The organism is Rhodococcus pseudokoreensis (assembly GCF_017068395.1).
Taxonomy (GTDB): domain Bacteria; phylum Actinomycetota; class Actinomycetes; order Mycobacteriales; family Mycobacteriaceae; genus Rhodococcus_F; species Rhodococcus_F pseudokoreensis.
Window position 1 is genome coordinate 5954493 of the sequence record NZ_CP070619.1, and the last position, 21583, is coordinate 5976075.

At 68.2% G+C, this 21583-nt stretch carries 20 protein-coding genes; 9 read left to right on the top strand and 11 right to left on the bottom strand.

What is annotated here, in order from left to right; translation table 11 throughout:
* Positions 1-3: 3 nt before the first annotated feature.
* The 4 genes from JWS13_RS32380 to JWS13_RS32395 form a co-directional block, all read right to left on the bottom strand.
* Positions 4-798 (bottom strand): alpha/beta fold hydrolase, encoded by a 795-nt coding sequence (locus tag JWS13_RS32380; RefSeq protein ID WP_206009400.1) that lies wholly within the window; start codon positions 796-798, stop codon positions 4-6.
* A gap of 75 nt (positions 799-873) precedes the next feature.
* Positions 874-1722 (bottom strand): catechol 1,2-dioxygenase, encoded by an 849-nt coding sequence (gene catA / locus JWS13_RS32385; protein ID WP_206009403.1) that lies wholly within the window; start codon positions 1720-1722, stop codon positions 874-876.
* 20 nt (positions 1723-1742) lie between these two features.
* On the bottom strand, positions 1743-3347 hold the full coding sequence (locus JWS13_RS32390) for a 4-hydroxyphenylacetate 3-hydroxylase family protein (RefSeq protein ID WP_206009405.1): 1605 nt from the start codon (positions 3345-3347) through the stop codon (positions 1743-1745).
* 37 nt (positions 3348-3384) lie between these two features.
* Positions 3385-3957, bottom strand: a complete 573-nt coding sequence (locus tag JWS13_RS32395; protein WP_206009407.1) for a flavin reductase family protein — start codon at positions 3955-3957, stop codon at positions 3385-3387.
* Positions 3958-4198: 241 nt separating this feature from the next.
* Between JWS13_RS32395 and JWS13_RS32400 the strand changes: the two genes are divergently transcribed.
* Positions 4199-5146 carry an AraC family transcriptional regulator gene (locus JWS13_RS32400; RefSeq protein ID WP_206009410.1) on the top strand — a complete coding sequence of 316 codons (948 nt, stop codon included), beginning with the start codon at positions 4199-4201 and terminating at the stop codon, positions 5144-5146.
* A gap of 32 nt (positions 5147-5178) precedes the next feature.
* Positions 5179-6720 (top strand): HNH endonuclease signature motif containing protein, encoded by a 1542-nt coding sequence (locus JWS13_RS32405; protein ID WP_241032428.1) that lies wholly within the window; start codon positions 5179-5181, stop codon positions 6718-6720.
* On the opposite strand, the gene JWS13_RS32410 is transcribed toward JWS13_RS32405, so the two are convergent.
* The 3 genes from JWS13_RS32410 to JWS13_RS32420 are packed head-to-tail and all read right to left on the bottom strand — an operon-like array spanning position 6617 to position 9415.
* A complete protein-coding gene (locus JWS13_RS32410; protein ID WP_206009411.1) occupies positions 6617-7828 on the bottom strand; it encodes a cytochrome P450 in 1212 nt (403 codons plus the stop codon). The two genes, JWS13_RS32405 and JWS13_RS32410, sit on opposite strands and share 104 nt — an antisense overlap.
* Positions 7829-7842: 14 nt before the next feature.
* Entirely contained in the window at positions 7843-9207 is a 1365-nt protein-coding gene (locus tag JWS13_RS32415; protein ID WP_206009412.1) for an NAD(P)/FAD-dependent oxidoreductase, read from the bottom strand.
* Positions 9197-9415 carry a ferredoxin gene (locus JWS13_RS32420; protein WP_206009413.1) on the bottom strand — a complete coding sequence of 73 codons (219 nt, stop codon included), beginning with the start codon at positions 9413-9415 and terminating at the stop codon, positions 9197-9199. Before JWS13_RS32420 ends, JWS13_RS32415 begins: the two co-directional genes overlap by 11 nt.
* 359 nt (positions 9416-9774) lie before the next feature.
* Between JWS13_RS32420 and JWS13_RS32425 the strand changes: the two genes are divergently transcribed.
* Positions 9775-10047: an ANTAR domain-containing protein gene (locus JWS13_RS32425; RefSeq protein WP_072948135.1), complete on the top strand. Its 273-nt coding sequence runs from the start codon at positions 9775-9777 to the stop codon at positions 10045-10047.
* Here JWS13_RS32425 and JWS13_RS32430 read toward each other — a convergent pair.
* From JWS13_RS32430 to JWS13_RS32440, 3 genes are read right to left on the bottom strand one after another with little or no spacing between them, the layout of a single operon-like run.
* The gene (locus JWS13_RS32430; RefSeq protein WP_206009414.1) at positions 10044-10385 is read right to left on the bottom strand and encodes a TraR/DksA family transcriptional regulator; all 342 of its coding nucleotides are present in this window, start codon (positions 10383-10385) and stop codon (positions 10044-10046) included. The two genes, JWS13_RS32425 and JWS13_RS32430, sit on opposite strands and share 4 nt — an antisense overlap.
* Positions 10382-10909 carry a DinB family protein gene (locus JWS13_RS32435; protein WP_087558074.1) on the bottom strand — a complete coding sequence of 176 codons (528 nt, stop codon included), beginning with the start codon at positions 10907-10909 and terminating at the stop codon, positions 10382-10384. The genes JWS13_RS32430 and JWS13_RS32435 overlap by 4 nt, the downstream gene beginning before the upstream one ends.
* Positions 10910-10951: 42 nt before the next feature.
* Positions 10952-11971 carry an Lrp/AsnC family transcriptional regulator gene (locus JWS13_RS32440; RefSeq protein WP_206009415.1) on the bottom strand — a complete coding sequence of 340 codons (1020 nt, stop codon included), beginning with the start codon at positions 11969-11971 and terminating at the stop codon, positions 10952-10954.
* A gap of 128 nt (positions 11972-12099) precedes the next feature.
* On the opposite strand from JWS13_RS32440, the gene JWS13_RS32445 reads away from it, so the two are divergent.
* The 6 genes from JWS13_RS32445 (at position 12100) to JWS13_RS32470 (ending at position 20455) form a co-directional block, all read left to right on the top strand.
* On the top strand, positions 12100-13332 hold the full coding sequence (locus tag JWS13_RS32445; RefSeq protein ID WP_206009416.1) for a M20 metallopeptidase family protein: 1233 nt from the start codon (positions 12100-12102) through the stop codon (positions 13330-13332).
* Complete coding sequence (locus JWS13_RS32450; RefSeq protein WP_206009417.1) at positions 13329-14657, top strand: MFS transporter; 1329 nt, start codon at positions 13329-13331, stop codon at positions 14655-14657. Before JWS13_RS32445 ends, JWS13_RS32450 begins: the two co-directional genes overlap by 4 nt.
* Before the next feature lie 84 nt (positions 14658-14741).
* Complete coding sequence (locus JWS13_RS32455) at positions 14742-15884, top strand: alpha/beta hydrolase (RefSeq protein ID WP_206011832.1); 1143 nt, start codon at positions 14742-14744, stop codon at positions 15882-15884.
* A gap of 175 nt (positions 15885-16059) precedes the next feature.
* Positions 16060-17697: a sigma-54-dependent Fis family transcriptional regulator gene (locus tag JWS13_RS32460; protein ID WP_206011833.1), complete on the top strand. Its 1638-nt coding sequence runs from the start codon at positions 16060-16062 to the stop codon at positions 17695-17697.
* 116 nt (positions 17698-17813) lie between these two features.
* A complete protein-coding gene (locus tag JWS13_RS32465) occupies positions 17814-19322 on the top strand; it encodes an aldehyde dehydrogenase family protein (protein WP_206009423.1) in 1509 nt (502 codons plus the stop codon).
* A 23-nt stretch (positions 19323-19345) separates the two neighbouring features.
* A complete protein-coding gene (locus JWS13_RS32470; RefSeq protein WP_206009428.1) occupies positions 19346-20455 on the top strand; it encodes an NDMA-dependent alcohol dehydrogenase in 1110 nt (369 codons plus the stop codon).
* Between the two features lie 43 nt (positions 20456-20498).
* On the opposite strand, the gene JWS13_RS32475 is transcribed toward JWS13_RS32470, so the two are convergent.
* Entirely contained in the window at positions 20499-21494 is a 996-nt protein-coding gene (locus JWS13_RS32475) for an LLM class flavin-dependent oxidoreductase (protein WP_206009429.1), read from the bottom strand.
* Positions 21495-21583 lie beyond the last annotated feature (89 nt).

Sequence of the window (21583 nt, forward strand, 5' to 3'; positions counted from 1 at the left end):
CGCTCAGCTGTCGAGGGTCCGAATCCAGTCGGTGAGCGCCCGCACAACCTGTGCGGGCGCTTCCGGCATCAGTGCGTGGCTGGCATTCGGGACGACGGTCACGGTAACCAATTCGCCGAACCGGTCCCGCAATTCGTTCGCCGTCTCGCGGGGACGGAACGGGTCGAGAGCCGATTGCAGGTCGAGGATCGGCTGATGCGCCACCGCCCACCACTCGTCCTTCGGGGTGGCGGCCGCGGCGGCGAGTTGACGCTTCGACACCTCCGGATACCAGCCGCTGAGCCACTCCGTCGGATCGTTGCCCGGCGCGAAGAACCCGGTCTTCAGGTAGCCGATCCGCTCCGCGTCGGGCAGCGAGGAATCGGCGCACTTCACCGCCAATTCGGTGAGCGCAGCCGGATAGTTCCGGGCGCCTGCGGCAGCCACGACGACGCCGCGCACCAGGTCGGGCCGGTCGGCGGCCAGCATCCGAGCGACGTAATGCCCGTAGGCGTGACCGACCACCACCGCCGGGCCGTTGTCCTGCGCCTCGATCACCGCCCCGACGTCGGCAGCCAGGTCGTGCAACGTGATGTTCGCCAGCGGACCGGTGCTGCGGCCGATGCCACGCGGCTGCGGCCGGCAGACCCGGAACCCGTGCTGAGCCAATCCGCCCGCGACATCGTCGTAGTCGTACGACTCCCGGCCGAGCGACGGCAACAGGATTACCGGCGGCCCACTTCCTTCGACGACGACCTCGATCACCGCCGTCGCGGTGCGCACGAATTCCGTGGTCCGGGCCGGTGACGTGCTGGCCATGAAGGTTCCTCCACAAGCGTAAGACCCCGGGCGACACGAAGTCTCATCGTGTCGCCCGGGGACATGGTCGGTGTCTCAGTCCGCGGCGGGATCGAGCGCGAAGTCGTAGGTGACAACCTTACGCCCGGTCTCGTCCAGCCGCGGATCCAGGAGGAGTTCGGGTTTCGTCGCGGTGGCGACGTCGTCGTCGATCCAGTCCCCACCCGCGAAATACAGCTGCGTGATGATCGGCTGCTTGCCCGGCGAGGTCACCCGCAGATGCAGATGCGCCGGCCGCCACGGATGCCAGCCCGCGGACTCGATGAATCGGCCGGTCGGACCGTCGGTCGGAATCTTGTACGGCGCAGGCTGAATGGTCGTGATCTCGTACCGACCCTCCGCGTCGGTGACGACGGTCCCGCGCAGATTCCATTCGGGCAGGTGCGGGGCGAACTGCGAGTAGTAGCCTTCGTCGTCGGCATGCCACAGCTCGAGGGTGGCACCGCCGAGCCCGGTGCCCTCCAGATCGGTCACCTGGCCTCGGAGGACGAGCGCGGTGTGCGCCCGATCCTCCTCGCGCATCGGAAGTGTGCACCGCGCAGGGAGTTCCGGTGCTCCGGGGACGTAGTACGGACCTTCGATGCTTCCCTTGGTGCCCTGGAAGTTCCGGGAGTTCACCTCTTCGATCTCGTGCTCGACGAAGACGTCGAGGAGCAGCGGCCATTCGCCGCCCTCGCCGACGTCGATGAGCCACTGCTTGAGGACGCGGTACTCCGGGTAGGTGACGGCGTGCTTCTGGATCAGCGCGCTCAATCCGGCGAGCGCCTCGGTGGCGATGGCGGACAGGCGCTCCGGGGACGTGTCGGCGGTGAACCGGGCGCCCCTGAACTTGTCCGTGGCGGCATTGCCGGAACCGACGGCGGTGGGGCTTTCGAGCGTGGTCATGGTAGCTCCTGGTCTGTGAACTAGCTGCGGCCGAAGTAGGAGACGTCGTCGTTGCCGATCAGGTCGGGCACCGTCCAGCCGTCGAGGTCGTACTCGGCGAGGCACTGCTCGGCGAGGCCCTTCATCGAGGCGACGTCGCCACGGTTCTCCGCGAACATCAGCAGCTCCGCCTTCACACCCTCGTGGTTGCCGGCGTAATTGCGCTCGTACAGTTCGTGGCGGCCACCGAACTCGCTGCCCACCGAATCCCACAGGGCCTTCATGATCTTCACGCGTTCGACCGCGGGCATTCCCTCGGAGCCTCGGACGTACTTGTCGAGGTACGGGCGGACGTCGGGCGACTTGAAGTCGGCGGACGACGACGGCAGGTAGATCAGCCCGGACGCGACGTCCTGCTCGATGATCTCCTTGATCCGCGGGTAACCCTGCTGCATGAACATGCGGTACGTGAGACCGTATTCGAGCTTCGGGATGACGGTGTCACCCACCCAGGGCTCGGGGTCGCGGACCATGGATTCGGTGAGCGACCAGAACAGGTTTCGCCAGCCGATCACCTCACCGACCCGGGTCTGCACACCCCGGAAGCCGCCCGCCCCGGTGGCGTCCAGTGCCTTCATCAGCAGGCCCGCGATGAAGTCGAGCTTGACGGCCAGCCGGGTGCAGCCCTGCAGCGTGAAGCGGGGCAGGAACCCCGACTGCGGGAAGAAGGCGTTGATCTTCTCGACGTCGCCGTACATGAAGACGTTCTCCCACGGCACGAGCACCTTGTCGAAGACGAAGATCGTGTCGTTCTCGTCCATCCGCGACGACAGCGGGTAGTCGAACGGGCTGCCCATGACCGCGGCCTGCTGGGTGTAGGACGTGCGGCAGATCAGCTTCACGCCCGGTGCGTCCATCGGCACCGTGCAGATGAGGGCGAATTCCTTCTTCTTGATCGGCAGACCGTAGTGGGCGATGAAGTTGTAGTTGGTGATGGCGGAACCGGTCGCGACGACCTTGGCGCCACTGACGATCAGGCCGGCGTCGGTTTCCTTCTCCACCTTCATGAACACGTCGCCGACCTCGTCCGGCGGCAGTTGCCGGTCGACGGGCGGGTTGATGATCGCGTGGTTCCAGTAGAGAACCTTCTCCTGCGATTCCTTGTACCAGCGTTCCGCGTTGTCCTGGAACGGCGAATACAGTTCTTTGTTCGCGTGCAGGGTGCCGAGGAACGACGCCTTGTAGTCGGGGGAGCGGCCCATCCAGCCGTACGTCATGCGCGCCCAGGTGGCGATGGCGTCGCGGTCCTTCAGCAGGTCGTCCGACGTCTTGGACGCCCGGAAGAACGGCATCGTCACACCACCGTTGCCGGTGTCGGTGGGTGTCGTCAGGGCGTCGACGTGCTCGCCGGTGTGCATGGCGTCGTAGAGGCGGGCGGTCATCCGGATCGGGTTGCGGAACGCCGGATGCGTCGTGACGTCCTTCACCCGTTCCCCGTGCAGCCAGATCTCGCGGTCGTCGCGCAGCGACTCGATGTACTCGTCGCCGGTCATCGGCCGCGACGCGAAGTTCGCGGTGCGGTTGGCATCGCAGTCCGCGGCGGGGTTGACCTTGCTGCGGTCGACGGGAGCTTCGGTGGTGGTCATGGTGTTCCCTTCGTGATCATGGGTCGGGGGCTGTTCGTCAGGACGCAGCGCGCGCGAGCTGCAGGTGGACCGGGGTGAACGACGCGGTGGCGTCGAACCATCCGCTGTGCGGGTCGTCGAGGCAACCGTTCCACGCCGCGGTGCCCGACACGGCACCGAGATCGTGGAATGTGCTCCGGTAGAACAGCAGTGGGTCCTTGACCGGGTCGACGGACGCATCGACGATCTCGCCGATGAAGATGACGTGGTCGCCGCCGTCGTAGGACGCCCAGGGCGAACACGTCAGCGTGGCCGCGTTGCCGGACAGGGCGGGAGCGATGCCGGACTGGTCCCACACCGGCTCCGTCCGTTGTGGTTTGCCCGCGAAGTGCATGGCGGTGTCGAGCTGATCGGCGGCCAGAATGTTCACCGCGAACGGCGCATCGCTCAGGTAGCTGCACGCCTTCGACTTCCGGGTCAGCGTCACCTGGCACAGCCGAGGTTCGATCGAGATCGCGGTGAACGCGGTGACGGTCGCCCCGTGCGGCTCGCCGTCGGCGTTCGCGCACGTGATCACGGTGACGCCACTGGCGAACTGGCCGAAAATGTTACGGAGAGTGCGCTGATCCATTTTTCGAAACCGCCTTTCTGCACGATTCGTGCGATCACCCCTGCGTTTCGGGGCACCTGCACAACGTATGACGGGCGTCACAGCCCGTCGATCCTCATTGCGAACCGCCGATCCGGAACGCGAAACGGGGTTGGCGGAGGCGCGGCGCAGGGCCTTGCAGTGACGTGAGTCACAGGCGATGCTAGGGTCGGGAGTTGCTCGAACGCCGCCGAAGCGCGAGGTGAGAGGTCTGGACGTACGTATGCGAGGACAGTTGGAAGGCCCCGGTTTCACCGACTGGGACGAGGTTCACGAGGTGGTCGCGGACGCGTACTTCCCCCACGAACTGCGTCCGCTGTCGCGTGACAACGCCGCGCGGTCGTCGCTGGAATCGTCCGACATGGGGGCGTCGCGGCTCGCCCGGATCGGATTCGGGGCAGCCGTGGCCATCGAGTCCGACCATCCCGGCGCGTACGGCATCAACATCCCCCTGACCGGTCGCATCGTGTCCGTCACCGGCGGCACGGAAGTGACGTCGACGCCCGGGCTGGCGACGATCTGTCCGCCCGACACCCGGACCGTGATCACCAATTGGAGCAGTTCCTGCGAGATCATCGGCTTCAAGGTGGACCGGGACTACCTCCAGCGGGAGATGGACCGTGTGCTCGCCAGGCCGGGTCAGCTGTTGCCGCGGCAACTCGACCTGCGTGCGGGCGCCGGAGCGGAGTGGCTCAGGCTCGTCCGTTCCGTCGCCGACCAGGCGTTGCACGACAGCATTCTCCTGCGCAGTGAGATGGTGTCGCAGCAATTGTGTGGCGCCTTGACCACCGCCCTCGTGCTCACCGCGATGCCGGACGACGACACGGGCTCGTCGGGAATCCGCCCGCGCATCGTCAAGCGGGTCATCGACGCGATCCACGAGGATCCGGCCCGCCCCTGGACCGCAGGTGAGATGGCCGAACTCGTCGGCGTGAGCGTCCGGCGCATGCAGCAGGGGTTCCGCGAATACGTGGGCATGACACCGATGGAGTTCCTCGTCGACGTGCGCCTCGAACGTGTGCACGCCGACCTGACCGGAAGTGCCTCCTGTGCAACCGTTTCGGAAGTCGCCACCCGCTGGGGAATCATGCACACCGGCAGATTCGCCGCCGCCTACCGTCGAAAGTACGGTGTGACGCCGTCCGAGTCGCTGCGAGCCCGCGGCCTCTGAAAGTTGTCGGACCCCCGCGATAGTATTCGCACATGAGTTCGACTGGGGGGTCGGTGGGGAGCCGGGTGGCGGAGCATCTGTCGATGCTCGCCGCTGCGGTCGACGGGTTGCTCGAATCCGGGTTGAGCGGGTTGTCGGATGGTGATGTGGTCGAGATGATGCGTGAGCTGGAACGGTCGCTGCGCCGCGCGGAGGCGGTCTCGCACCGGTTGGTCGTGGAGAGTGTGGAGCGCTCGATCCCGTCTTCGCTGGGATGCAACTCCCCGAGAAAGCTGCTGATCGACGTGCTCCGGATCTCGGGGGCGGATGCGTCCGCCCGGGTCACCGCCGCCCGCGAACTGGGGGTGTGGCACACCCTGGCCGGCGATCCGATGGCGCCGGTGTTTCCGGAAACCGCTGCGGCACAGCGTGACGGCGACATCGGGACGGATCATGCACGGGCGATCGCGAGGGTGATGCGCAAGATTCCGCATGCCGTCGGCAACGAGGCGGTCGCGGACGCCGAGGCGGTGCTGGCGAGGTTGGCGCGGACGGGAACCCCGGAGGATGTGGAGCAGGCCGGGCATCGACTGCTGGCCTACCTGAATCCGGACGGGAACCTCGGCGACGACCGCGACCGGAAGCGCAGACGCGGCATTTCGATCGGCCGTCAGGACACCGAACTGATGTCGCGGATCTCCGGTGAACTCGACCCCGTCGCACGGGCGATGCTCGATCCGATCCTCGCGAAATGGGCGCGGCCCGGAATGAACAATCCGGACGATCCCGGATCACCGACCGGTGACGGAGAAGACCCGGCTCTCGATCGAGACATGTTGGCGGCCGCGGCTGCTCGCGATACCCGCACCGCCGCGCAGCGCAACCACGACGCGTTCAGTGCGCTGTTCCGGGCGCTGCTCGAGTCGGGAGTGCTGGGCAGGCACCGCGGCCTCCCGGCCACGGTGATCGTGACGATGACGCTCGAGCAATTGGAGGAGGCGGTCGGTGGTCTCGCCACGACGGCCACAGGTGGGTTGCTCCCGATCGCGGACGCACTGGCCCTGGCGGAGGACGCGCATCCGGTGCTGGCACTGTTCGACCACGCAGGTCGTCCGCTTCACCTGGGTCGGCGGCGTCGTTTGGCCAGCGCCGATCAGCGACTCGCCCTGATTGCGGCGGACGGGGGCTGCACTCGGCCGGGATGTGCGGCGCCACCGAGTCTGTGCGCCGTGCACCATGTCACGGACTGGCACAAGGGTGGGCGCACAGACGTCGACGGCCTGGCCCTGGTCTGCGATGCATGCCACGCCCAGGTCAACGACAGCGCCACCGGGTGGGCGACGAGGTCCGCGCCCGCGCATTCCACACACGCGGGCCGGACCGAATGGATCCCGCCGCCGCACATCGACCGCACCCGGACACCGCGCATCAACCACCGGCACCACCCCGGTGAGTTGATCGAGCGTGCGCGGAGGAGCCGGTCAGCCCCTGTCACCCACAGTCCACCAGCAGGTGCCGCGGACCACGCAGCACCGGGTTGGGCCGGTAGGGCGGCGGGTCCTCCACGAGGCGCGGATTCGGGAGGCGGCGAATGAGTTCGGCGAGCGCCATCTGCCCTTCGAGGCGGGCGAGGGGAGCGCCGAAGCAACTGTGGATGCCGCTGCCCAGACCCACGTGCTGGTTGTCCTCGCGGTCGGGGACGAACCGGTCGGCGTCGACGAAGCGTTCGGGATCGCGATTGGCCGACGCCAACGCCAGGACGAGCGGCGACCCCTTTGGGACGGTGACGCCGTCGATCTCGATGTCGACAATCGGCGTTCGCTGGCCCAGCAGGTGCACGGGCGGTTCGAAGCGGAGCAATTCCTCCACAGCCTTCGGCACCAACTCCGGTTCCGCGCGAAGCCGTTCGAGCACGTCGGGATTGCGCAGCAGGGTCAGCATGCCGTTGGTGATGAGATTGACGGTCGTCTCGTGCCCGGCGATGAACAGCAGGATGGAGTTGGTGACCAACTCGACGGTGTTCAACTGGCCGTCGGGACCCGAATCGTTGGCCAGACCCGACAGCATGTCGTCACCGGGATTGCGGCGACGGTCCTCGATGAGACCGGCCATGAACATGGCCATTTCCATCTGGGCCTGTTGCGCCGCCTTCACCTGCTCGTTGTCGGCGCTGGTGCGCCGGGGGTCGATGGCCGCCACCAATGCGTCGGCCCAGGCGTGGAACCGGGGTTCCTCCTCGTGAGGCACGCCGAGCAGACGGCAGATGACGGAGACGGGGAAGGGGTACGCGAAATCGTCGACGATGTCGATGCGGCCCTTGCCGTCGAGTCCGTCGACGAGGTTGGTGACGAGTTCTGCGAGTTCGCCACGCATGGAGTCGATCCGGTCGGGGCTGTGCGGTGGGCCGAACTGTCGCGTCGTCAGTCGGCGCAACCGATCGTGCTCGGGCGGATCGAGTTTGAGGAAGGACTCCGGCCCGTCGCCGGCGCGATCCGCTCCGGGGAGCCCCGGCCCCCGGTTGTGCAGATCGGAGCTGATCCTCGGGTCGTGCAGAAGCGCCATCACGTCGTAGTACCGGCCGACGAGGAAGGAGCCGTTGTCCTGCGGCGCCACCCGAGTCTCACGGAGTTCCTCGTACAGCGGATACGGGTTCGGCCGGTTCGCCTGGTCGGTGATCCGCTCGAACAACTGGGCACGCGACATGGACACTCTCCCTGTTACTTCGGTAGCGAGACGAACTCGACACGACGTTCGGTGGGCAGATGACCGGTCACCGCGACGGTCGGGCCGTGGCTGAGAACGGCCGGGTCCGGCAACTCCGACGGCCGCACCTCGAACGGGTCCGCCCGGTCCATGACGTCGAAGTCCGGTGGGAACTCCGCCGCCGACTCGATCAGCCCCCGATAGAAGTCGAGCCACTTCCCCTGATTGAACGCCACCGCCGCGGTGACGCGACCACGGAAGCCGTACGCCGCCACGAAGCGCCGGTCGGCGACCGAACCCTGGGTGATCACCACCTGATCGGAATAGGTGGGGATGCCGACGGACTTGATGTTGACGCCGAACTGGCTGGACCAGAACGCCGGAATTTCCAGGTGCGGTCGCCGGCGGAGGCCGTCGTGGATCATGTTGTGCGCCGCCACCTCGGCCTGACCGATCGCGTTGCCCCAGTGTTCCAGTGCCAGCAACTGGTAGTCGTAGAGCGGATGCGGTTGCCGCGCAACGTCACCGGCGACGAACACGTTGTCCGTGACGATGCCGTTGATGTCGAACGCCCGGCAACCGGCGTCGCACGTGACCCCCCGGGGCCCGGCGGCGAGGCCGGACCCGGCCAGCCAGTCGGTGTTGCGGATGCTGCCCTGCGCGACGATCGCGACGTCGACGTCGAGTGCGGTCCCACCCGAGAGGTGCGCGCGGCACAGTCGTCCGTCGCTGTCGCCGTCGAGTCCGGTCACCGTGACCCCGGTGCGCAGGTCGACGCCGTGGTCGCGTTGCATGTCGGCGGCGACCGCCGCCACCACCCCGCCGAGCGCACCGACCAGCGGTGCCGGGCCGCGCTCGGTGACCGTCACGGACAGCCCGCGCTCCCGGCACACCGACGCGATCTCCGAACCGGTGAACCCGGCGCCGATCACCAGGACGTGGCGCGGTCCGGCAGACAGCCGCTCGTTCAGTCGGCGGGAGTCGTCGCAGGTGCGGACGGTGAAGACGCCGTCGAGTGCCGCCTCGGACGAGTTCGACCACGGCCGGGCGCGGACGCCGGTCGCGATCAGCACCTTGTCGAACTCCACGGCGTCGCCGTCGCTGAGCACCACCCGGTTGTTCTCCAGGTCGAGGGTGGTGGCCCGCACGCCGAGCAGCCACTTCGCGTCGAGGTCGGAACGGTAGGGGAGCGCCGCGTGGTCGGGCGGCATGATCCCTAGGAGCACGGCCTTCGACAGCGGCGGCCGGTCGTACGGTTCGTAGGGTTCGTCGCCGATCAGGGTCAGCGAACCGTCGAAGCCCTGCCCCCGAAGCGCCTCCGCGGCGCGCACCCCGGCGAGCGACGCGCCGACGATGACGATCCGCACGTCACTCCCCATCGTGGTGGACGGGGAGGTCCGTGGTGATGGCATGCACCGGGCAGGCCGCGGCGGCCTGCGACACGTGCTCGCGTTCGCCGTCGGCGGGGCCCGCGTCGTAGAGGAGGGCCTCTTCTCCGTGCAGAGTGAAGACGTCGGGTGCGAGGAACACGCACTGCGCGTAACCCTGGCACCGATTGAGGTCGACGACGAGTTTCACGTCAATCATCCCGATTCTGAACAGTTCTGGTCACACGGGTCCACAGGGACTGCGCGGCGCACGGCCGTCCGATCGCGTCGGGTGGAGAATTCCGCCCGGGAAACAGTATTGCGGAATGGCCGGTCTGTTCGGTTTCGATCCGCTGTTCTGGAGCCGTTCAGAAATGTGATTCCGCGCGCGACCTACTCACCGGTAGAACTTCGCGGTAGTAACGAGAGTTACAAGTACCTCGCCGGAGTTCGGATCCTCCTGTCGAGAAACAACTTTCGGACACGGTCTCGATTTCGCAACACGAACGTCCGGATCGTGATGTGATGTGGTCACACCAGACCGGCAACGCCCAGTGGCGACACCTCAGAGGCGGAATATTGACGATCGAAGCTCACCGCGACACCCGCGCGACACGGCACCTGTCCGCATTGGACGCTGCAATTCAGATCCTGACCACCGCGCGCGGCAGCTCGTACAGCGCGGACCAGGCCTTCGACGAACTCCTCGACTCCTCCATGCGGCATCAGGTCGACGTCGGCGACCTGGCCGAAGCCCTCGCCGACCTCGCCGACGGCATCCGTCCCGAGGCCGACGACCATCGCCGGGCCCGCGACGTGGCCGCGCGCGAGTGGGGAGCCTTCCTGCCCTAACCGGCGCAATCGATACACGTCTGCGCGGCGGGGAGCGCGTCGAGCCGAACCTCGGCGATCGGCCGGCCGCACCGGATGCAGACGCCGTACGTCCCGTCGTCGAGTCGCTGCTGCGCCGCCGTCAGATCCTCGACCTCGCGCCGGGCGTCGGCCAGCAGCGCCGACACCTGGGCCCGTTCGAACGCGATGGTCGAGCCCTCCGGATCGTGTTCGTCGTCGTCCGTGGTGAATTCCGATCCCTCCACGATCGCGGTGAAACGCCCGGTCAGCGACGCTATTCGACGTTCGGCGTCGGCGCGTTCCTCGGCGATTCGGACGCGATGCTCGGGGACGGTCATGTCTCGTCCAGGGATTCCCGGATGATGTCGGCGTGCCCGGCGTGCTGGGCGGTCTCACCGATGATGTGGAGCAGGACCCGGCGCGCGGACCAGCGCGAACCCGGTTCGAACCACGGCGCCTTCGGCAGCGGATGCGAGATGTCGAGGTCGGGCAGCGCGGCCACGATCTCGTCGGTCCGGTGCGCCACCTTCGCGTACCGGTCGAGGACGCCGGCCAGGGTTTCGTCGTCGCGGAGTGTGAATTCCTTCTCGCGATTGCCGGTGCCGGTGCCGTCCACGGGACCGCCGCGGACGGCGTCGGTGCCGCGCACGATGAAATCGGCCCACACCCGTTCGGTGTCCGACACGTGTTTGACGAGTCCGCCCAGGCACAGCACGCTCGCCGTCGGGCGCCGGGCCGCCTGTTCGTCGGTGAGGTCGCGGACGGTGTGGCGGAGCAGGTACCGGTGCTTGGCCAGCGACTCCAGCAAGTCGGCACGCTCGCCGGTCGTCGACGTTTTCGCGGTAGAGGTCACGGGGATCACCTGCTCCAGCCGGTCCGATGATGGCGCATTCGACCGTAGCGGTCAGCCGCCGTGCGCGGTGACATAACCGGTCGCGCGGCCGTGAGTGTCGAGTTCCCACCCCATCCGCTTCCGGGACCGGAGCGTCACCGACGAGTCGATGATCTCCAGGCTGGGGGCGCGGGTCTCCAGCCACTCCTGCACCCGCAGCAGGTCGGGCAGCGAGGACACCCACATGCTGACGAGGAAGTTCGCGGGTCCGGTCATCGACATGCACAACCGCAGTTCGGGGCGGGTGTTGACGACCTCCACGACGTCGCGGTGCGCGCGCACGGGCAGACGGCACCACCACGTGACGGTGATGGGCCACCGCGTCGCGTTCTGGGCGACGTCGCAGCGCAGCACCACCGCGCGGGAACGCAACAGCCCGGCGAGTTGCCTGCGCACCGAGGACGCGGGCCGGTCGATCACCGCGGCGATCTCGCGCGCGGACGCCCGGCCGTTCCGGGTGAGTTCGCGGACGAGCGCCCGGGCGACCTCGTCCGTCAGGCTCTCCGGCCTGCTGGATCCGGACTGCGGAGGGGTGTTCTCCAGTGCGGCGATCGCGGCGGACTGCGCCGTGTCCAGGGAATCGAGGCGCCACCGGCTGCCCTCCGCGTGGAGTGCGGTGCACGTGTGCGTCCGGGTCGAATTGACGCTCGGGTGGCGGGGCAACTCCTCGAGCACCAGGTCCGACAATTCGTGCAGCGATCCCGTCTGCACGGTCAGGATGAGGTCCCGGCCGCGGGCCGCATGCTCGATCGACGACACCCGCGGGTCCCGGGTGAGCGCCTCGACCAGAGCCTTCGTGCCTGCGAGGTCGCACGTCACCTCGATCATGGCGGTGAACGCCCCCGCACCCGTCATCGGCGCGGGATAGGCAGTGATCCAGGCCAGTCCGCGTTCGGTGACCGATTCCCACCGCCGCGCGAGGGTCGCGGACGTCGCCCGGAGGATCGGGGCCAGCTCGGCCCACGTCGCCCGAGGGCGGATCTGCAGGGCGTGAATGAGCGAAAGCTCGGCTTCGGTCAGCATCTCGCTCATAAAACTCTCCCTGGTTCGGTGATAATGATCGTTTTCGACGTTCTCGGCGGTCCGTCGTTGCGCGGCTCACAGCATATGACCACCGACGCATTCGGTCCCGAACGTGACCACCGACATAAGGGAGAGCAATGGATCTCTTGGACGACGCCCGCGCTCTGCAGGGCGACCTCGTGCAGTTGCGGCGCGTACTGCACCGCGAACCCGAGGTCGGTCTGGACCTGCCGCGCACGCAGGAAACGGTCCTCGCGGCGCTGGACGGACTGCCGCTCGAGATCTCGACGGGAACCCGCACGACGTCCGTCACCGCAGTGCTCCGCGGCGGCAAGCGATCGGCAATCGCCGCGCAGACGGTGCTGCTGCGCGCCGACATGGACGGACTCCCGGTCACCGAACAGACCGGACTCGACTTCGCGGCGCAGAACGGTGCCATGCACGGATGCGGGCACGACCTGCACACCGCGGCGCTCGTCGGAGCCGCCCAACTGCTCAGCCGGCACCGCGACCGGTTGGCGGGCGACGTCGTCCTGATGTTCCAGCCCGGCGAGGAAGGGTGGGACGGCGCCAAGGTGATGGTCGACGAGGGTGTCCTCGACGCGTCCGGTCGCCGCGCGGACACCGCGTACGGCATGCACGTCTTCTCCTGCCAGAAGCCGCAGGGACGGTTCTTCTCCAAGGCCGGCACGCTGCTCGCCGCGTCGTACAAGCTGACCGTCACGGTGCGCGGGGCGGGCGGCCACGGATCGTCCCCGTCGACCGCCCGGGACCCGATCACCGCGATGGCGGAGATGATCACGTCGCTGCAGACCATGGTCACCCGCACGTTCGACGTGTTCGATCCCGTCGTCGTGACCGTCGCGAACGTGCAGGCCGGGTCGCGGCACAACATCATTCCCGACGATGCGCGGTTCGAGGCGACGGTCCGGTGCTATTCGCCCGCCACGTACGAGAAGGTGCCGGGGGCGCTGCGCAGGGTGCTCGAGGGGGTGGCGTCCGCGCAACGCGTCGACGTCGACGTCACCGTCGCGCCCGAGTTCCCGATGACCGTCAACGACGTCGACGAGGTGGCGTTCGGCGCCGAAGTTGTCAGCGACCTCATGGGGGAGGACCGCTACGAGACGGTCACGCATCCGATGGCAGGGTCCGAGGACTTCTCCTACGTCCTGCAGGAAGTGCCGGGCGCCTTCATCGGGCTGGGCGCCTGCATGCCGGGAGCCGATCCCGACGCCGCTCCGATGAACCATTCCCCGCGAGCCCAGTTCGACGACGCGGTGCTCGCCGACGCCGCGACCATCTACGCCGGGCTGGCCGTTCGCCGTCTCGACAAGACCCGGACTGCCGCGGCGGGAGGTGACGCACGATGACCGGGATCGCCACCGAGAGCGGGTCCGTGAACGCAGGCCAACCCACCGTCCGTCAGCGGTCCGAGCGCTGGGAGAAGGCCCGCGCGATCATCGGCGTGGGCACCGGCAACGGGATCGAGTACTTCGACTGGACCGTCTACGCCACGTTCGCCGCGTTCTTCGCGCCGCAGTTCTTCCACACCGGGTCCGCCGTCTCCGACCTGCTCGCGTCGTTCGGCGTCTTCGCGGTCGGATTCGTCGCGCGGCCGTTCGGCGGTCTGCTGTTCGGCTGGCTGTCGGACCGCCGGGGACGCAAGCTGTCGATGACACTTGCCGTCGGACTCGCCGCGATCGGCAGCCTGGTCATCGGCCTGACCCCGACCCATCAGACGATCGGTGTCGCGGCGGCGGTCGTCCTCGTCGTCGCGCGTCTCGCGCAGGGCGTCGCGCACGGCGGCGAATTGCCGTCCGCGCAGACCTACATCGTGGAATTCGCGCCGACAGCGCGGCGCGGACTGTGGTCCAGCCTCATCTACATTTCCAACACCACCGGAGTCGTCGTGGGCACGCTGCTCGGCGCACTGCTCACGACGACGCTGAGTTCGGAGCAGATGGCCGACTGGGGCTGGCGGGTGCCGTTCCTGCTGGGCGGCGTGCTCGGCCTGTTCGTGCTGTGGATGCGGTCCCGGATGAGCGAGACCGAGGTCTACGAGGAGTCGGGTGACGACACTGCGAAGCAGTCGATGTGGCAGTTGTTCGTGGCGCACCGGCGGCAGGTGTGCCAGATCCTGTTCTTCACGGTCGGCGGCACGGTCGTCTACTACGTGTGGGCGGTGTCGGCGCCGGCGTACGCGATCACGGTCCGGGGTATCGATCCGTCCGGCGCACTGTGGGCGGGGGTCGGCGCGAACCTCGTACTGATTGCGTCGCTGCCCTTCTGGGGCGCCGTGTCGGACCGGGTGGGGCGCAAGCCGGTGCTGTACATCGGCAACCTCGGCATCGCCGCCCTGCTGTTTCCGCTCAACGCCATGATCGGGCACAGCGCGGTCACATTGTTCATTGCGATGGCGATCGCCCTGTTCGTGATGGGCTCGCTCCTGTCAGTCATGCCGGCGATGATGGCCGAACTCTTCCCGACCGGGCTCCGCGCCGCCGGTGTCGGGGTGCCGTACTCGATCGGGGTGGCGGCGTTCGGCGGGACGGCGGCCTACGTCCAGACGTTCTTCGCCGACCGTGGGTCGCCGGAACTGTTCGAGTGGTACGCCCTCGCGCTCGTCGCCGTCTCGACCGTCGCGCTGGTCACGATCCCGGAAACCAGGGGCCGGGATCTGGCCGCCCAGCAGTAGCCCACGTGAGCGGCAAAGAGTGCTCCGGCACTCTTTGCCGCTCACGTGTGGGATCTTGAAGCGGTGAAGACACACTCGGTACGACTGGCACGGGCCGCGGCCACCGTCGCGATCGCCACCCTGACGGTCGGCGGCACCTGCCTCGCCTCCCCGGCCGCGTTCGCCGACGAGGCGGACCGCACACCGGGGAGCGTCGTGGACGTCGCGCCGCTGCCCGCCGATCTCCGGATCCCCGGCACCGCCGATGCGCAGCGCATCACCTACTGGTCGATCGGGTCCGACGGGAATCCCGCACTCAGCAGCGGCGCCGTGTACGTGCCACCGGGGCAGGCGCCCGACGGGGGCTGGCCGGTGGTGGCGTGGGCGCACGGCACGTCCGGACTCGCGGACGACTGCGCACCCTCGCTCGTCGGCCCCGCCCTCCCCGAGCGGGACTATCCGTACCTCGGCCGATGGCTCGAGCAGGGATACGCGGTCGTCTCCACCGATTACGTCGGCCTCGGCACACCCGGTGTGATGCCGTACCTCGACGGAAAGGTCGAGGCGCACAGCGTCGTCGACTCGGTGAAGGCCGCCCGCACCGTCGACGAATCGCTGTCGAACAAGTGGGTGGTGGTCGGACAGTCGCAGGGTGGTGGCGCCGCGATCACGACCGCCCGCTACGCCACCGAGTACGGCGGGGAGACGCTGGACTACCGCGGGGCCGTGGGAACGGGTGTTCCCGCGAACATCGAACTGACACTCCTGCCGCTCGGCCCGGGGGTGCCGCCCACGGCGATCCCCGCCGGCCTCACGTCGTACCTGTTCTACATCCTCGCGGGACTGCGGTCGGCGCACCCCGAGATCGACCTCGACTCGTATCTCACACCCCTCGGCGCGCACTACGTGGACGCGGCGGAACAGCTGTGCGTCAACGAACTTCACGACGCCGCGGAAGGCGTGGTGGTCGGCGACCTGTTCAGCAGGCCGTTGAACACGATTCCGAACTTTCACGGCCTGCTCGTGGACTACATGGGCGTCCCGACGAGCGGGTACGACCGTCCCCTGTTCATCGGGCAGGGGCTCACCGACATCGATGTGCCCGCGCCGTCGGCGTTCTCGCTGGTCGCCGCGCTCACCGCGAACGGTGAGCCGGTCACGTTCACGACGTATCCCACCGATCACAGCGGCACACTCGTCGATTCGCAGGCCGACACCATCCCGTTCGTGCGGGGCCTGTTCGACTGACCGATCGGGGCGCTGTCCAGAATCCGGACAGTTGCCCGCCGCGTCCGCGGGCACTATGGCGTGAGTCACACAGTGTGGGTACGTTCGGATGTGAGTCGTGCACCGGTGCACGACCGGGTCCGCGCGCGGCAAGGAGTCGAGGTTGGAGTTTGGCGGCACGACCGGGCACGCGGCGATGCGGCCGGAGATCGCATTGTCCTGGAAGCGTTCGGCGCTCAGCGGGCTGGAACCGACGTCGACGCCGAGCGACGATCCCTGCCCCGACCTGGACAAGTCCAGTCGGCTGCTGCAGGCGGCCCGGCCCGTCCTCGACGAGATGCAACAGCAGATCCAGGGCACCGGTTTCTGCGTCCTGCTCGCCGACCGCGACTGCCGCATCGTCGCCCGCCTCTTCGACGGCCGCAAACTCGAGCGGCTGATCGACGGCGCCGGGGCGGTGCTGGGGTCGAGGTTCGGCGAGGACTGCGTCGGGACCACCGCGCTGGGGACGCCGCTGGAGGTCCGGCGGGGGGTCGTGATCCACGGCGAGGAGCACTACCTCGAGCGGTTCAAGGATCTCAGCTGTTACGGGCACCCGATCGTGCATCCGGTGACGCGCCGCGTCGAGGGCATCCTCGACATGACGGGTGTCGCGTCGCGGGCCAACCCGCTGTTCGCCCCGTTCCTGGCCCGTGCGGCCGGCGACATCGAACGACGACTCCTCGAGGGGTCCCGGGTGTCGCAACAGCGGCTCGTGGACGCGTTCCAGCGGGTGTCGCCGCAGAATCAGATGGCGGTCACCGCGATCGGCGAGGACATCCTCCTCAGCAACCGGGTCGCGCTCGATCTGCTGCAGGTGTCCGATCACGCGACGCTGCGGGGGCTTGCCGCGGACCTGCGCCCGGAGCAGTCGAAGACGGTGCGGATCCAATTGTCCTCGGGTGAACCGGCGTTGGTCCGGGCCGACCACGTGGCGGGCACCGACGGCGGCGCGGTGTTCGTCGTCCGTCCGGACCGCCGGACGAGCACCCCCATCCGGCGCGGGAAGTCGCCGTCGAGTTCCGTCGTCGAACGCAGCAGGTCGGAGTTGTCGCGGCTGCGCGAGACGCGGGATCCGGTGGTGATCAGCGGCGAACCGGGAACGGGCAGAACCACCGCGGTCCGCGATCTGGCCGGCGACAAGTCGCTCGTATGTATGGACGCTGCCGCGATCGCCCTCGACGGCGCCGGGGCCTGGATCGACCGACTGCTCACCCTTGCGGCCGGACCCTCCGCGGTCCTGGCGATCGAGGAGGTGCAGTTGCTGCCCGAATCGATGCTGCCGCTGGTCGTGAAGATGCTGGCGGCCGACGCGGGTCCCCGGATCGCGATGACCAGTTCGCCGCTCGGTGACCTGCCGCCGGGAGTGGCGGGTCTGGCCGGCCGGTGCCCCGGGCAGGTGGTGCTGCCGCCGCTGCGGCAACGCACGCGCGAGTTCGCGGACATCGCGCAGGCGGTCCTCGACTCCGTCGAACCGGGCCTCCGGCTGTCGGCGAGCGCGCTCGACGCTCTGATCGCCCGTGACTGGCCGGGCAACATCGCGGAACTGTCCGTCGTGCTGCAGGCGGCCGCGCGCGGGCGCACCAGTGCGCACCTCGCCGTCGCGGATCTGCCGGACCAGTATCGGACGCCGCCGCGGGTGTCGCGGCTGGCGGGCCGCGAGCGCGCCGAACGCCAGGCCATCGTCGACGCACTGCAGGAAAGTGGCGGCAACAAGGTGCACGCCGCGGCCGCGCTGGGCATCAGCCGCAGCACGCTCTACGTCCGGATGCGGGCCCTCGAAATCACCGTCTAGCTGCAGTTTCATCCACCGATCCGCGACCGTCCGGAGGTGTCCGAAGTCAGGACAGTTAGTGATATGGCAACCAGTGCACTATGAGCCACGTCACATTCACAACTTCGGAGGTTTTGATGACAGCGACGATCGAACCCAGCCAAGCGGAACTCTTGCCGTCGGTACGGAACTTTCTGTCCGGCACCAAGCGATTCCTCGTCGGCGGGCAGTGGGTGGAATCGGCCGGCGGCGAGACGTTCGAGACCATCGACCCCGCCAACGGGCAGGTGCTGACCACCGTCGCACGCGGTGGCGCCGAGGACGTCGACCGCGCAGTCCGGGCCGCACGTACGGCATTCGACGAGGGCCCGTGGTCCACCATGAAGCCCAACGAGCGCGAACGCCTGATCTGGCGGGTCGGCGACATCCTCTCCGAGCGCGCCGAGGAATTCGGTCAGCTCGAGGCGCTGGACAACGGCAAGTCGGCGGGCATCGCCGCGGCGGTCGACGTCGCCTGGTCGGCCGACATCTTCCGCTACTTCGCGGGCTGGGCCACCAAGATCGAGGGCAGTACGGTCAACGTGAGCATGCCGTTCGTCCCCGGCGGCCAGTTTCACGCGTACACGCTGCGTGAGCCCGTCGGCGTCTGCGGACTGATCGTTCCCTGGAACTTCCCGCTGCTGATGGCCGCGTTCAAGCTGGCCCCCGCACTCGCGGCGGGCAACACAGTGATCCTCAAGCCCGCGGAGCAGACCCCGCTCACCGCGCTCCTGCTCGGCGAGGTGTTCGAGGAGGCCGGCTTCCCGCCCGGCGTCGTCAACATCGTCACCGGCTACGGCGACGCCGGGGCCGCGCTGTCCGCTCACGACGACGTCGACAAGATCGCGTTCACCGGATCCACCGAGGTCGGGAAGAAGATCGTCGACGCCGCCCGAGGCAACCTGAAGAAGGTGTCGCTGGAACTCGGCGGCAAGAGCGCCAACGTGGTCTTCGCGGACGCGGACTTCGACGCCGCCGTCACCGGATCGCTCAACGCCTGGCTGTTCAACCACGGCCAGTGCTGCGTCGCAGGCACCCGGATGTTCGTCGAGGACAGCATCTTCGACGACTTCACCGCCGCGGTCGCCGAGGCCGCGAGCCGGGTCAAGATCGGCCCCGGACTCGACCCCACCACCCAGCTCGGACCGCTCGTGTCGCAGGAACAGTTCGACAAGGTCACCGGCTACCTGGCCGCCGGACTCGCCGACGGCGCCCGCGCCCTCACCGGCGGAAAGCGCTGGGGCGACACCGGCTTCTACGTCGAGCCCACGGTGTTCGTCGACGTGAAGCCCGAATTCAGCATCGTCGAGGAAGAGATCTTCGGCCCGGTCGTCGCCGCGCTGCCGTTCAACGCGGAGGAGGGCGTCGCGAAGGCGGCGAACAGCAGCATCTACGGCCTCGCCGCCGGAATCTGGACCAAGGACCTGTCCAAGGCGCACCTCACGGCCCGCCAGCTCAAGGCCGGTTCGGTGTGGATCAACCAGTACAACGGGTTCGACACCGCCATGCCGTTCGGTGGATACAAGCAGTCCGGGTGGGGGCGTGAACTCGGGGCCACCGCCATCGACCTCTACACCCAGACCAAAGCCGTCAACATCGCACTCTGACCGTCACTCAACGAGGAGAAGACATGAAGACCAAAGCAGCCGTTCTGCTCGAAGCCGGCAAGCCGTTCGAGATCATGGAACTCGAACTGGACGGTCCGGGCCCCGGCGAAGTACTCATCAAGTACGTCGCGGCGGGTCTGTGCCACTCGGACCTGCACCTCACCGACGGTGATCTGCCGCCGCGCTACCCCATCGTCGGCGGACACGAGGGGTCGGGCATCATCGAGGAAGTCGGGCCCGGTGTCACCAAGGTGAAGCCCGGCGACCACGTGGTCTGCAGCTTCATCCCGAACTGCGGCACGTGTCGCTACTGCGCCACCGGCCGCCAGAACTTGTGCGACATGGGTGCCACCATTCTCGAGGGTTCGATGCCCGACGGCTCGTTCCGATTCCACTCGGGTAAGCAGGATTTCGGTGCCATGTGCATGCTCGGCACGTTCGCGGAGCGGGCCACCATCTCCCAGCACTCGGTGGTGAAGGTGGACGACTGGCTCCCGCTGGAGACCGCCGTCCTCGTCGGCTGCGGTGTGCCGTCCGGGTGGGGCACCGCGGTGTACGCCGGCGGAGTCCGCGCAGGTGACACCGTCGTCATCTACGGCATCGGCGGACTCGGCATCAACGCCGTGCAGGGCGCCGTCAGCGCCGGCGCCAAGTACGTGGTGGTCGTGGACCCGGTGGCGATGAAGCGGGAGGCCGCTTTGAAGTTCGGCGCCACCCACGCGTTCGCCGACGCCGCCGAGGCCGCCGCGAAGGTCAACGAGCTGACTTGGGGACAGGGCGCCGACCAGGCGCTGATCCTGGTCGGGACCGTCGACGAAGAGGTCGTGCAGAACGCGACCGCCGTCATCGGCAAGGGCGGCACCGTCGTCATCACCGGCCTCGCCGACCCGGCCAAGCTCACCGTGCACGTGTCGGGCACCGACCTCACCCTGAACCAGAAGACGATCAAGGGCACGCTGTTCGGTTCGGCCAACCCGCAGTACGACATCGTCCGCCTGCTGCGGCTGTACGACGCGGGTCAGCTCAAGCTCGACGAGCTGATCACCACCAAGTACACGCTCGAGCAGGTGAACGAGGGCTACCAGGATCTGCGGGACGGAAAGAACATCCGCGGCGTGATCGTCCACGCGTAGGCGGCTTCGCCACCCGTGCGCGGCAAACGAGTCCAGAGACTCGTTACCCGCGCACGGGTGCGGAGTGCCACACGTCGGCGAGCGAGTCGTACGTCTTCAGCCAGGACTCGGTGTTCTCGGCGTGGGAGGCGACGATCAGTTCGTCGGCCTGTGCGTGCTCGGCGAACTCGTCGAGGTACGTCTTGACCTCGGTGGGTGTGCCGACCGCCGAGTACCGCACCATCTGCGCGACCTGCTGACCCGCCGGCGACGTCATGATGAGGTCGACCTCCTCGGGGGTGAACTTCTGGCCGCGTCCGACCATCTGCACCACCCGTCGCCGCAGCGAGGCCTCGAACTGCCGGTGCGCGTCCTCGGTGGTGTCGGCGGCGATGGCGTTGACGCCGGCGATCACGTACGGCTCGGACAGTTCCTCGGACGGTTCGAACCGCTCCCGGTACAGGGTGACGGCGTCGACGAGCGAGTCGGGGGAGAAGTGGGACGCGTTGGCGTAGGGCAGGCCGAATTTCGCGGCGAGCTGCGCGCCGAACAGCGAGGATCCGAGGATGTACAGGGGAACATCGGTCCCCTTACCGGGGATCGCGTCGACGCCGGGCACCCGCGACACGCCTTTGAGGTACGCCTGGAGTTCCAGCACGTCCTGCGGGAACCGGTCCGCGGAGGCCGCATCGCGGCGCAGCGCGTACATCGTCTTCTGGTCGCTGCCGGGGGCGCGGCCGAGGCCGAGGTCGATGCGGCCGGGGTGCAGGGTCGCGAGGGTGCCGAACTGCTCGGCGATCGTCAGCGGCGCGTGGTTGGGCAGCATGATGCCGCCCGCACCGAGCCGGATGTTCCGGGTGTGCGCGGCGACGTGCGCGATGAGGACGCTCGTCGCCGAGGATCCGATCGACGGCATGTTGTGGTGCTCCGCGTACCAGATGCGGCGGTACCCGCGGGTCTCCGCGAGTTGCGCCAGTTTCACGCTCGCATCGAAACTGTCCCGCGCCGTGTCGCCCTCGCGGATGTAGGCCAGATCCAGAATCGACAGAACAGCACTCACGGGCTTCTTCACCTTTCGTCACCGAGGTGCGAGAGGTTAGCCTCGCGCACTACCTCCGGGTACAACCGCGGAGGTAGTGCGCGTATTCC